Origin of the sequence: Streptomyces sp. NPDC002057, from assembly GCF_040296665.1 — a bacterium.
Classification (GTDB): Bacteria; Actinomycetota; Actinomycetes; order Streptomycetales; family Streptomycetaceae; genus Streptomyces.
The window spans coordinates 1-12,067 of record NZ_JBEOXR010000101.1 but is presented as its reverse complement, the minus strand read 5'-3'; the positions used below and the strand labels follow the sequence as shown (position 1 = coordinate 12,067).

13 protein-coding genes are annotated in these 12,067 nt (G+C 73.7%); all 13 read right to left on the bottom strand.

What is annotated here, in order from left to right; translation table 11 throughout:
• The coding region (locus ABT129_RS37660) for a carboxyl transferase domain-containing protein (RefSeq protein ID WP_351910719.1) at positions 1–422 on the bottom strand (422 nt) is incomplete at its 3' end.
• Positions 419–1,225, bottom strand: a complete 807-nt coding sequence (locus ABT129_RS37655) for a 4'-phosphopantetheinyl transferase family protein (RefSeq protein WP_351910717.1) — start codon at positions 1,223–1,225, stop codon at positions 419–421. The genes ABT129_RS37655 and ABT129_RS37660, both read right to left, overlap by 4 nt.
• Positions 1,197–2,606: an MFS transporter gene (locus tag ABT129_RS37650; RefSeq protein WP_351910715.1), complete on the bottom strand. Its 1,410-nt coding sequence runs from the start codon at positions 2,604–2,606 to the stop codon at positions 1,197–1,199. Before ABT129_RS37650 ends, ABT129_RS37655 begins: the two co-directional genes overlap by 29 nt.
• Positions 2,607–2,615: 9 nt before the next feature.
• The gene (locus tag ABT129_RS37645; protein ID WP_351910713.1) at positions 2,616–3,536 is read right to left on the bottom strand and encodes an alpha/beta hydrolase; all 921 of its coding nucleotides are present in this window, start codon (positions 3,534–3,536) and stop codon (positions 2,616–2,618) included.
• A complete protein-coding gene (locus tag ABT129_RS37640) occupies positions 3,533–5,050 on the bottom strand; it encodes an FAD-dependent monooxygenase (protein ID WP_502982042.1) in 1,518 nt (505 codons plus the stop codon). The genes ABT129_RS37645 and ABT129_RS37640 overlap by 4 nt, the downstream gene beginning before the upstream one ends.
• A 133-nt stretch (positions 5,051–5,183) precedes the next feature.
• Positions 5,184–6,797, bottom strand: coding sequence for an FAD-dependent monooxygenase (locus ABT129_RS37635; RefSeq protein ID WP_351910709.1), 1,614 nt, complete (start codon positions 6,795–6,797; stop codon positions 5,184–5,186).
• A gap of 2 nt (positions 6,798–6,799) precedes the next feature.
• A complete protein-coding gene (locus ABT129_RS37630) occupies positions 6,800–7,759 on the bottom strand; it encodes an aromatase/cyclase (RefSeq protein WP_351910707.1) in 960 nt (319 codons plus the stop codon).
• 82 nt (positions 7,760–7,841) lie between these two features.
• Complete coding sequence (gene fabG / locus ABT129_RS37625) at positions 7,842–8,639, bottom strand: 3-oxoacyl-ACP reductase FabG (protein WP_351910705.1); 798 nt, start codon at positions 8,637–8,639, stop codon at positions 7,842–7,844.
• A gap of 75 nt (positions 8,640–8,714) precedes the next feature.
• On the bottom strand, positions 8,715–8,984 hold the full coding sequence (locus ABT129_RS37620; RefSeq protein WP_351910704.1) for an acyl carrier protein: 270 nt from the start codon (positions 8,982–8,984) through the stop codon (positions 8,715–8,717).
• A gap of 70 nt (positions 8,985–9,054) precedes the next feature.
• Positions 9,055–10,269, bottom strand: coding sequence for a ketosynthase chain-length factor (locus ABT129_RS37615; RefSeq protein ID WP_351910703.1), 1,215 nt, complete (start codon positions 10,267–10,269; stop codon positions 9,055–9,057).
• Positions 10,266–11,537, bottom strand: coding sequence for a beta-ketoacyl-[acyl-carrier-protein] synthase family protein (locus tag ABT129_RS37610; protein WP_351910701.1), 1,272 nt, complete (start codon positions 11,535–11,537; stop codon positions 10,266–10,268). Before ABT129_RS37610 ends, ABT129_RS37615 begins: the two co-directional genes overlap by 4 nt.
• Positions 11,534–11,863 (bottom strand): TcmI family type II polyketide cyclase, encoded by a 330-nt coding sequence (locus ABT129_RS37605; protein WP_351910699.1) that lies wholly within the window; start codon positions 11,861–11,863, stop codon positions 11,534–11,536. Before ABT129_RS37605 ends, ABT129_RS37610 begins: the two co-directional genes overlap by 4 nt.
• Positions 11,864–11,973: 110 nt before the next feature.
• Positions 11,974–12,067 (bottom strand): biotin/lipoyl attachment domain-containing protein (locus tag ABT129_RS38145; RefSeq protein ID WP_502982041.1); only part of this gene is annotated, 94 nt, incomplete at its 5' end.

Sequence of the window (12,067 nt, the reverse complement as noted above, 5' to 3'; positions counted from 1 at the left end):
GCGCCCGCGCCGTCGTTCAGCGACACCAGCGGAGCACCCGCCGCGATCGCCATGTCCATGATCTTGTGGATCTTCGTCGCGTGCGCCTCACCCAGCGCGCCACCGAAGATCCGGAAGTCGTGCGCGTACACGAAGACCGTACGGCCCTCGACCGTCCCCCAACCGGTGATCACACCATCGGTGAACGGCTTCTTCGCCTCCAGGCCGAAACCCACGGCCCGGTGCCGGCGCAACTGCTCGATCTCCGTGAAGCTCCCCTTGTCGAGCAGCAGCGCGATCCGCTCGCGGGCGGTCAGTTTGCCCTTGGCGTGCTGGCGTGCGGTGGCCTGGGGGTCGGGACCCTCCTGAGCCAGCTCCCGGAGCCTGCCGAGTTCGGCGAGACGGTCCGCGAGGGCTTCTCCGGCCGTGGACGTCGTGGTCATGCGCTTCCCACTCCCCTTTCGGTGTGCATGTCGTGCGAGTCGTGCGTGTCGTGAGAGTCGTGCGAGCGGTCCGGGTGCGTGCCGTACGCGTGCGGGGTGGACGGGGCGGCCAGCGGCTCGGCCCGCAGCTCCCTCGTCGTGACGCGCGGCGCGGTGTCGGCGCGCAGCACGGCGGCCGCCGCGTGGTCCGGTCCGCCCGGCAGGTCGAGGACCGCCCAGCCGGCGGGGCGCCGGGCGCCCGCCCGTTCGGCCGCGCCGAGGTAGTCGGAGCCGAGCCCCCGGGCCAGCCCGGTGCCGAGGCCCTTGAGGTAGGCCTCCTTGCGGGTCCACAGCCGGGCGAAGGCCTCCGCGAGCCGCTCCTCGGGCAGCTCCGCGAGGTCCTCCCGCTCGGCCGGGTGGAGCGCGGTGCGGCACAGTTCGGCGGTCGCGTACGAGGGGACGCGCTGCACGTCGACGCCGACCGGCCGCCGTGCCACGCCGAGCAGTACGAGACCGTGGCTGTGGGACAGCGAGAAGGACGGCGGGTCGGGTACGCCGAGCAGCACCGGCCGGCCCCACGCCTCCCTGCCGAAGCGCAGCCGCCCGGCGGGGACTCCGGTGTACCGGGCGAGGATCCGGCGCAGCGCGAGGTGCGCCGCCAGGTACTGGACGCGGTCGCCGGGCCGTACGTACTCCGCCGCCCGGCGTCGTTCGGCGGGGTCGAGCTCCCCGGTCGCGAGGGCACGGGCGAGGGCGGAGTCCGCCGGGGGCGGGCGCAGCGTCCACAGGTGGAGGTCATCGTCCGCGACCCTCGGGAGCGGCATCGCGGACCGGCCTTTCGTCGGAGTCGGAGTCGGAGTCGGAGTCGGCAGCGGAAGTGGAATCGGAGACGCGGGCCCGGGTGGGGGCGGAGTCCCGGGTGCCGCCGCCGGTGTCCGTCCCGGCGGCGGTCCCGCGCGACCCGCGGTACTCGACGCCGAGGGCGGCGAGCGCGGCGGTCAGGGAGACCAGACCGCCGAGCCAGAGGCCCGCGCGGGCGCCGAGCTGTTCGGCGAGCAGGCCGACGAGCAGGGCGCCCAGCGGGGTGGAGCCCTGGAGGATCAGGGTGTAGAGGGCGAGGATGCGGCCCCGGTAGCGGGGGTCGCTGCCGAGCTGGATCCGGTGGTTCGCCGCCTGGACGAAGTAGATCGAGGCGAATCCGGTGAGCGTGAGCAGGACGACCGCGCCGAGGAAGCCGGGGGCCCATCCGGCGGCCGTCTCCAGCACCCCGAAGGCGAGGGCCGCGCCGATGACGGTGCGGGCGGCGGGGCGGCCGCTCCGTCGGGTGCCCGCGATGGCGCCGAGCAGGGAGCCCGCCGCGAAGGCGGTGGTGAGCAGGCCGAAGGAGGTGGCGTCGGCGTGGAAGACGGTCTTGGCGAGGAGCGGCAGGGTGAGCTGGAAGTTCATGCCGAAGAGGCCGATCACCGCGACCAGGGCCATGGGGAGGGTGAGATCGGCGCGCGAGGCCGTGTAGCGGAGTCCGTCGATGATCCGGGCGTTCCTCCGCGGGTCCCCGTCCCCGCCCTCCTCCTCGCCCTCGCCGCCCCCGCCCCGGACTCCTCCGAGGTTCTCCTCCGGGCGCATCATGCGCAGCCCCGCCACGGTGGCGAGGTAGCTGGCGGCGTTGACGGCGATGGCCCAGCCGGTGCCGAAGCCGGTGATGAGCAGTCCGGCGAGGGCCGGCCCCGCGACCCGGGCGACGCTGAAGTACGCGGCGCTCAGGCCGGAGGCGTTGGGCAGGAGGTCGTTCCCGACCAGTTCGCCGACGAACGACATCCGGGTGGGGACCTCGACCGCGTTGACGACGCCGATGCCGAGCGCGAGCAGCCAGATGTGCCAGAGCCGTACCGTGCCGCTCAGCACGAGCACCGCGAGGACCAGGGCGAGCGCCCCGGCGGCCAGGTTGGCGGCGGTGAGCAGCATCCGCTTGTCGTAGCGGTCGGCGAGGCGCCCTCCGTAGAGGGTGAGGAGCAGCATCGGGGCGAACTGCAGGGCGGTCACCACCCCGAGGGCCGTCCCCGAGTCGCCGGTCATTCCGAGGACGAGCCAGTCCTGGGCGACGACCATCGTCCAGGTCCCGGCCACCGACACCACCTGCCCGGCCGCGAAGAGCCGGAAGTTGCGGACGGACAGGGAGCGGAAGGTGTTCGTTCGGTCCTTCACCATGAGCGCGGGTCACACCTCGGGTCGCAGGGTCGCGAGGCACTCCTCCAGGAACGCGAGGGCCCGCAGATGGTACGTACGGGCCGTCAGGCCCAGACTGATGTTGTGGCCGGCGCCGGGCAGCCGCTCGACGAGCAGCCGGGGCGCGGCGGTGAAGCGTCGGGTGAGCCGGGCGAGGGCCGCCTCGTCGTGGCGCCACCACGACTCGTACTCCGCGAACGTAAGCCGTACCGGGACACGGACCCGGGCCGCCACGTCGGGGAACATCCCCGGCCAGCGCAGGGCCTCGGCCCGTTCCCGTTCCGGCATGGGGGCGACGAGGGCGCCGCTGGCCGTGAAGGTGCCCGGCGGGTAGAGGCGCAGGGCGCCCCAGTTCCGGGTCCAGTGGCCGTGGCCGCGGGTCCCCGGGAGGTCGTCGGGTCCCACCGCGTACTCCTGTCCGCAGCCCGAGACGTCGAGCCCCAGGAGCGGGGCGCCGGCGTCCCCGGTGTCGTCGGCGGCCGCGGTGAGCGCCAGCTTCCCGCCGTAGGAGTGGGCGAGCAGGAAGAGCCCCGCCCCGGTGGCGTGCCGGGCGGAGTGGTCGGCGAGGGCGGCGCGCAGGGTGTCCGACTGCTCCTTCAGTGTCTGGCCGTGGGGCAGTCGGGCGGTGGACTCGCCGTATCCGGGGCGGTCCAGGGAGAGGACGGTGAAGCCCAGACGGGCTCCCAGGGTGAGCAGGGACAGGCCCTGCTGGGCCTGCCCGTGGAAGTAGCCCGCGCTCATGCCGCCGCCGTGCAGGGCGACGACGGTCGCGCGCGGCGCGGCCGGTTCCCCGAGGGGCCCGGGCTCCGGTTCGGCGAGCAGGGCGGAGAGCGGGACCCCCGCGCCGTCCAGGACGATCCGGCGTACGCCCCCGGTGGGGAGCGCCGCCGGAGCACTCGTCGTGGTGGTCACCGGGACGCGCCGCCGTCGGATGGGGAGCCGGAGCCCGTGGCGGGCGCGCCGAACCAGCGGAGCAGGGCCGCCTCCAGGCTCCCGGCGACGTCCTGCCCGTCCGAGGCCCACACGATGTGGCCGTCGGGCCGGACGAGGACGGCGGACGTGCCGGCGAGCGCGTCCGTGCCGTCGACCGGGCGCGGCACGGCCGTCACCGTGACCACCCGGTCCTTCCAGGCCGCCACCGTCTCCCGTACCCCCGTGTCGTCGGCGAGGTCGAGCAGCAGGCCCTGCGCGGAGTGGAGCAGCCGCGTGGTGCTGGTCTCCCCCGCCTCGGTGGTGAGCGCCCGGGGTGCGAGGCGCGCGCCGACGAGCGGGCCGTGCGGGTCGCCGGGTGCGGCCGCGCCGTCCGGGCCGGTGCCGCTCAGGTCGTAGCGGATGTCGAGGCCGCTGACGACGCCGGCCAGGTGCCGCTTCACGTCGTCGTACGCGAGGAGTTCGGTGAACAGCTCGCGCAGCGGGTCCGACTCCTCGCCGCCGAGGAAGACCGTGCCCTGGGCCCGGGTGTTCATGAGGAGGCGCTGCCCCACCGGGTGGCGTTCACCGTGGTAGGTGTCGAGCAGCCCGTCGGGCGCCGAGCCGCGGACCACGGCGGCGAGCTTCCAGCCCAGGTTGGCGGCGTCCTGGACGCCGGTGCTGAGTCCCTGCCCGCCGGCCGGCAGGTGGATGTGGGCGGCGTCGCCCGCGAGCAGCACCCGGCCGCGCCGGTACGCGGTGGCCTGCCGGGTGGTGTCGGTGAAGGAGCTGACCCACTCCGCGGAACCGCCGCTGATGTCCTCGCCCGTGATGCGCTGCCAGGCGGCGGCCACCTCGGCGAAGCCCACGGCACCGGAGTCGCGGCGGTCCCGGGGCGGGGTGCCGTGCGGGCAGACGATGATCCGGTCGACGCCCTCGGCGAGCGGCGCGGCCATGACCATGCCCTCGGGCAGCCGTTCGCCGAGGAAGCGCGGCTTCAGGCCGCAGCCGACGACGTCCGCGAGGTACATCTCGCGGGTGGCGGGGGTGCCGGGGAAGTCGAAGCCCGCGGCTCCGCGCACCGGGCTGTGCCCGCCGTCGCAGCCGACCACGTACGCCGCGCGGAGCGTCCGTTCGCCCTCGGGGGTGCGGACGGTGATCTCCACCGCGTCGGCGTCCTGGGCCAGTCCGGTGAACTCCCAGCCGCGCCGGATGTCGGCGCCGAGCTCGGCCGCCCACTCCTCCAGGACCGTCTCGGTGGTGTACTGCGGGATGCCACGGGCGCCGAAGTGGGCGCCCTCCAGGACGGTGTAGTCGAACTGCACGCCGCCGAAGTGCCCCATCGGGCTGGTCTCCGGGGTCTCGCCCCGGCCGAAGCGGGGCAGCAGCCCGCGCTGGTCGAAGACCTCCATCGCGCGGGCCGTGAAGCCGAGGCCCCGTGACTGGCCGGTGGGGCGCTCCAGGCGCTCGGTGACGAGGACCCGGGCGCCGCCGAGGCGCAGTTCGCCGGCGAGCATGAGGCCGGTGGGACCGGCGCCGACGACGATGACGTCGGCGTCCGTGGAGCCGTCGGACGAGGCCGCGCGCGGGCCGCCGGAGGTCCCGGTCCCGGCCCGGAGGCGGTCGGCGGCGGCGGTCGGGTGTCCGTCGTCAGGACTGATCAGAGGCATGGTTCCGAGCCCTTCGTCGGGGTGGGTGGGTGGGAGCGCCGAACCAGCGGCGCAGGGCCGCCTCCGGTCCTTCGCCGTCCACCGAGGACCAGGCGAGATAGCCGTCGGGCCGGACGAGGACGGCGTCGAGGCCGTCGAGCGCGCCGCCGGGCACGGACCGGGCGGCGGCCACGCCGACCAGGCCCGGCCGGGCGGCGACGGCCTCGGAGACGGCAGCGGCCGCGGCGGCCCAGGTGCCGCCGTCCGGGGCGGCGGTCGGCGGGGCGCCGGTGCCGTCGGCCGGAGGGGTGTCCGTGGGGACGCCGGACAGCGTCACCCACACTCCCCGTCCGGCACGCAGGTGCGCGGTCACGGCCCGGTGGCCCTCGGCGAGCGCGGTGGGGGGCAGCCGGGCACCGGTCAGCGGGTGGACGGCCGCCTCCCCGGCGCCGGCACCGTTGCCGGTCCCGGCGCCCGCCCCGTACCGGATGTCGAGTCCGGAGATCTTCCCGGCCAGGTGCGTCCGTACCTCGTCCAGGCCGATGAGCGGGCCGAGCAGGGAGCGGACGGGCTCCGCCTCGGGGCCGCCGAGGAGCAGCAGGGCCTGCGCCCTGATGTTGGCGAGGACCTGACGGCCGACGGCGTGCCGCTCCTCGTGGTAGGTGTCGAGAAGCCCGGCCGGGGCGGTGCCGCGTACGGTCGCGGCCAGCTTCCAGCCGAGGTTGACGGCGTCCTGGAGGCCCAGGTTGAGGGCCTGGCCGCCGATGGGCATCTGCTGGTGGGCGGCGTCCCCGGCCCAGAGGACGCGTCCCTCGCGGTAGTGGGTGAGCTGGCGGTTGGCGTCGTGGAAGGCGTTCACCCAGAGCGGGGTCCCGCCGCCGATGTCCTCGCCGGTGACCCGCTTCCAGACGTCCACGACCTCGGCGAAGTCCGGCTCCCCGGTACGGGGGGACGGGGGCCGGCCGAAGGCGTGGACCATCACCCGGGTGACGCCGTCCCTGCGCGCCGCGACGGCGAGTCCGCCGGGCAGTCGCTGGAAGCGCCGGTTCGGCACGTCGATCCCGGCCACGTCCGCGCGGAGCAGCTCGCGCCGGGCCTCCTGGCCGGGGAACTCGGCCCCGGCCAGGGCCCGTACGGTGCTCCGCTCGCCGTCGCAGCCGACGAGGTACCGGGCCCGGACCCGTACCTCGTCCCCGTCCGGGCCGGCCGCCCCGGCCTCGACGTACGTCTCCGTCGCCGTGAGGGAGTGGAGCGCGTGGCCGCGCCGGAGGTCGGCCCCGAGGCCGGTGGCCCACTCCTGGAGCAGCGCTTCGGTCCGGGTCTGCTCGACCTTCCACTGTCCGGGGTGGGGACCGGGCAGGGTGAGGTCGAGCGGGATGCCCCCGAAGTGCCCGCGGGGCTCGGACGGCGGGGTGCCGAGCGCCGCGAGGAGACCCCGGTCGTCGAGCAGTTCCATGGTGCGGGCGTGCAGGGTGGAGGCCCGGGACTCGGTGGTGGGGGTGTCCCTGGCCTCCAGGACGATCACGTCCGCACCGCCGAGCCGCAGTTCGCCGGCGAGCATCAGGCCGGTCGGCCCGGCTCCGATCACGACGACGTCGGTCTCCAGGATCGGCATGGTCAGCCCTTGCCCTCGGTGCGGGCCCTGCCCTCGGCGTACTCCTTGGCGTACCCGAGGGTGGCGCGGCTGTTGGTGCTGAGCGCGGTGCGCACGTAGTCGCGGGCGTCGGCGACGGTGGCGTCGGCGCCGAGGATCCGCGCGATGTTCCCGGTGTCGAGGACGACCGTGTGCTGCGAGGAGGCGGTGACGCCCTCGCCGTCCTCGTTCTCCTCGAACGTCCAGTAGCCGGTGTGCAGGGTCATGAGCGCCGGCAGGGTGATCTGCTTGTAGGCGATCCGGTGGTGCGGGAAGGTCACCCGGTACGACTTCGTGGTGTGGGTGGAGCCGTCCTTGGCCCGGGTGTCCATCTCCAGGCTCTGCAGTCCGGGCGTCTCCTCCTCGAAGCGGACGGTGGCGACGTGCGGCAGCCGCTCCGGCCAGTGGTTCGCCTCGTTCACGAAGTCGTAGACGTCCTTGGCGGAACCGTCGACCGTCACGGTGTCCTCGAAGGAGAAGGTGATCTCCTCGGAGGCGTGGGCCAGTTCGACGTTGGTCTTGAGGGCGGCGAGCTCCGAGCGCGAGTTGCGGTCGACGGCCTCGTCGATCCACTTCAGGCCCTCGGGGTCGTCGTCGATCGCGCGGTAGTCGTGCAGCAGCCGGATCCGGGACTCGGTCGAGGAGACCGGCTCGATGATCCAGGTGCCGCCCATGGCCGCGACGGGCGGGGTGGAGACCTCCTGGCGGAAGGTGATCCGGAGGTTCTCGGGGTCCAGGGTCCGCCGGGACGTCCAGTTCTTCGGAGCGCCGTTGGCGGTGGCCCAGATCCGGATGCGCTCCTCCCGCTCGCCGCGCTCGACGTGGTCGACGTAGAGGGTGGGCGGGAAGATCCGCGGCCAGTTCTCCACCTCGGCGATCAGCCGGTACACGGCCGGGGCCGGGGCCGTGACGGTGATCTCGTGCTCGACCTCACGGGTCGTCATCGTGAACTCTCCTCGGGATGGGGCGGGTTGGTCGCCGGGGATCGGAAGGCGCGGACCGGGGGTGCCGGTCGGGCGCGGGAGATCAGAAGTTGCCGAGTCCTCCGCAGACGTTGAGCGCCTGCGAGGTGATGGAGGCGGCGGTGTCGGAGGCGAGGTATCCGACGAGGCCGGCCACCTCCTCTGCGGTGGAGTAGCGGCCGAGCGGGATCTTGGACTGGAACTTCTCGAGGATCGCGTCCTCGGAGGTGTCGTACGCGGCTGCGTAGCCCTGGCGGACGCGCTGGGCCATCGGCGTCTCGACGTAGCCGGGGCAGACCGCGTTGACGGTGATGCCCGTGGGGGCGAGTTCGTTGCCGAGGGCCTTGGTGAAGCCGACGACGCCGTGCTTGGAGGCCGAGTAGGGGGCGCCGAGGACGACACCCTGCTTGCCGGCGGTCGAGGCGATGTTGATGATGCGGCCGCGGGACTTCTCGCGCATGCCGCCGGTGGTGAGGGCCTCGCGGGTGAGCCGGAAGACGCTGTTGAGGTTGGTGTCGATGACGTCGTGCCACAGCTCGTCGGTGATGTCGGCGGTGACGCCGCCACCGCTGCGGCCGGCGTTGTTCACCAGGACGTCGACGGTGCCGAAGCGGTCGACGGCGGCGCGGACGAAGGCCTGGACGTCGTCGCCGGAGCGCACGTCGAGCGTCGTGCCGTCGACCTCGTACCCCTCGTCCTGGAGCTGCTTGACGGTGGCGGCGACGTTCTCGGCGCTCCGGGCGCCGAGGAACACCCGGTGGTTCTGGGACGCGAGGAGCCGGGCGACGGCGAGGCCGATGCCGCTGGTGGCTCCGGTGACGAGGGCGACCCTCTTCTCCTGCTGCTTCTCCTGCTGGGACATGCGGTGTCGTCTCTTCTCTGCCAGGGGCGGCGGTACGGGCGGCGGGTGCGGGGCGCCCGGGTGTCGTCGGATCGGTCAGGAGGCGGCGGCGGCCGACAGGTGCGTGTTGACGGCCTCGACGAGGGCGCGCGGGGTGTCGGCGTCGGACAGCACGTCGTCGTCGAGGGTGATGGAGTACTCGCGCTCGATGCGGCTGCCGGTCTCCAGAAGGGCGAGCGACTCGTAGCCGAGGGTCTCGAAGTGGCTGTCGAGGATGTCGCCGTCGAGGTCGACGCCCTCGGCGGCGCCGGCGCCCTCGCGCAGGATCCGCTTGAGGTCGTCGAGGGTGAAGGGCTGGGTGCTCATGGTTCTTCTCCTGTACGGGGTGGGTGACGTGGGTGGTGTGGGTGCCGCGCGGTGGACGGCGCGGGGAGGGTCAGCGCGCGGAGCGGACGACCATCGCGGAGTTGAAGCCGCCGTGACCGCGGGCGAGCACCAGGGCGGTGTCCACGTCGGCGGTACGGGGCCGGCCGACGACCAGGTCGAGGCCGTACGCGGCATCGGGATCGACGTGCACGGTGGGCGGGATCACGCCCTCGTCCATCGCGAGGAACGCGGCGGCGAGGTCGAGCGGCGCGGCACCGGAGTACAGGCGGCCGGTCATCGTCTTGGGCGCGGTGACCGGGACGGCCCCGGTGCCGAAGACGCCGTTGATCGCCTCGGCCTCGACGCGGTCGAGCTCGGGGACGGCGGCGGCGTCCGCGAAGACGACGTCGACGTCGCCGGGCGCCACGTCCGCGTCGGCCAGGGCGAGTTCGATCGCCTTCCGCAGGCCGGGCTCGCGGCCGCTGCCGGGCCGGGGGTCGAAGGTGGAGCCGTACCCGGCGATCTCGCCGTAGATCCGGGCACCCCGCTCCCGGGCGGCCTCGGCGGCCTCCATGACGAGGATCGCACCGCCCTCGCCGGGCACGTGGCCGCGGGCCTCGCGGTCGAAGGGCACGTACGCGCGGCTCGGTTCCTCGCTGGTGCTCAGCCGGTCGGAGGCGAGCTGCGCCACCCAGCCCCAGGGGCAGAGGGAGGCGTCGACGCCGCCGGAGACGATCAGCCGGGTGCCCTTGCGGATCTGGCGGCGGGCCTGGGCGACGGCGTCGAGCCCGCCGGCCTGGTCGCTGACGACCACACCGCTGGGGCCCTTCATGCCGTTGCGGATCGATATCTGGCCGCTGTTCACCGCGTAGAACCAGGCGAAGGACTGGTACGCGCTGACGTACTGGCTGCCCTGGCTCCACAGCTTCTGCAGCTCGCCCTGGCCGAACTCGAAGCCGCCGGAGGAGCTGGCCGTGACCACGCCCATGTCGAACTCGCCCTGCTCGTCGGGGCTGACGCCGGCGTCGGCGAGCGCCCAGTCCGCGGCGACGAGCGCGATCCGGGTCATCCGGTCGGTCTGCGGCAGCAGCCGGCTCGGCAGGTGCTCCTCGGCGGCGAAGCCGGGCACCTCGCCCGCGAGGCGGGCCGGGTAGCCGGAGGGGTCGAAGCGGGTGAGCCGGCCGATGCCGCTCTTGCCCGCGAGGGTCGCGGCCCAGAAGTCCTGCCGTCCCAGGCCGTTGGGCGCCGCGACGCCCAGGCCGGTCACCACCACGGACGCGCTCATGCGGTCTTCCTCTCGGGACGGGCGAGGACCATGGCGCTCTGGAAGCCGCCGAATCCGCTGCCGACGGTCAGGACCGAGTCCGTCAGCTGCTCGCGGGCGACGAGCGGCACGTAGTCCAGGTCGCACTCGGGGTCGGGGGTGTGCAGGTTCGCCGTCGGCGGGACCACGTGGTGCTCCATGGCGAGCGCCGAGGCGGCGATCTCGATGGAGCCGATGGCGCCGAGGGAGTGGCCCACCATCGACTTGATGGAGCTGACCGGGGTCCGGTACGCGTGGTCCCCGAGGCTCTTCTTGAAGGCGGCGGTCTCGTGGCGGTCGTTCTGCTTGGTGCCCGAGCCGTGCGCGTTGATGTAGTCGATCTCCGTCGGGTTCATCCGCGCCTCGTCGAGCGCGACCCGGATCGCCTCCGCCATCTCGGCGCCGTCGGGCCGCAGACCCGTCATGTGGTACGCGTTGCTGCGGGTGGCGTAGCCGGCGATCTCGGCGTAGATGTGGGCCCCGCGTCTGCGGGCGCTCTCCAGCTCCTCCAGGACGAAGACGGCCGCGCCCTCGCCGAGCACGAAGCCGTTGCGGGTGCCGTCGAAGGGCCGGGAGGCGTGCGCCGGGTCGTCGTGCCGGTTGGTCGTCGCCTTGATGGCGTCGAAGCAGGCCATCGTGATCGGGGAGATCGGGGCGTCGGAGGAACCGGCGACCATGACGTCGGCCGAGCCCTCGCGGATCAGCTCCACGGCGTAGCCGACGGAGTCGAGGCCGGAGGTGCAGCCGGTGGAGACCACGGTGTTGGGGCCCTCGGCGCCGACCGCCCACGCGACCTCGGCCGAGAAGGAGCTGGGCACCAGGTAGTTGTAGAGGTGCGGCACCGCGTACTCGTGGTCGACGAGGTCGAGCCGGCCGCCGTCGCTGACGGTCCGGTACTCCTCGTCGAGCCCCATCGTGGCGCCGACCGCGCTGCCGACGGTGACGCCGACGCGGTGCGGGTCGTGGGCGCCGAGGTCGATGCCGCTGTCGGCGACCGCCCCGCGTGCGGCGACCACCGCGAACTGGGCGGCCCGGTCCATGCGGCGGACCTCCTGCGGGCTCAGTCCGTGGGCCGCCGGGTCGAAGTCGATCTCGGCGGCGACCCGGGAGCGGAACGGTGCCGGGTCGAAGAAGGTGATGCCCCGGGTGGCCGTACGGCCCTCGCTGAGCAGGTCCCAGAAGGCCTTGGACCCGGTGCCACCGGGGGCCAGGACCTCGATGCCGGTGATGACGACGCGTCGCGCGGTCACGCGTTCGCCTCCCAGGTGTAGAAGCGGGTGGCCATGGCGTCGGCGGGCGAGCGCCAGGTGGCCGGGTCGTAGGCCTCGATGAAGGGCTTCAGGTCCTCGCTGATCCCGACGAACCGCGGGTCGGTCTTGGCCCGTTCGATGAGCTCACCGCCGTTGTCCGTGTCGAAGTCCTGGAGGTGGAAGTAGAGGCCCCGGTACGAAAACAGCTGACGGCGTCGCGTCCCCATGAGATGGGGCATCTCGGAGGCGTCGAATTCGGCGAACAGCTTGGCGACGTCGGTGCTCGATCCGGGCTCCATACGGGCCACGATCAGAGTGCTGTGCATTGCGTTCTCTCCTCACCGGAAGAAGTCCTGGAAAAGGACGTGCTGAAGAAGGCCGGGAAACGGCGTGAAAGGGATGCAATTCGCGGCGACAGGGCACCGCCGCGTGAAATTCAGTCCTTGATGTCGCAGAGGGCGGCGCCGGAGGTGATGGACGCGCCGACCTCGGCGTTGAGGCTCTTGACGGTGCCGGAGCGGTGGGCGTTG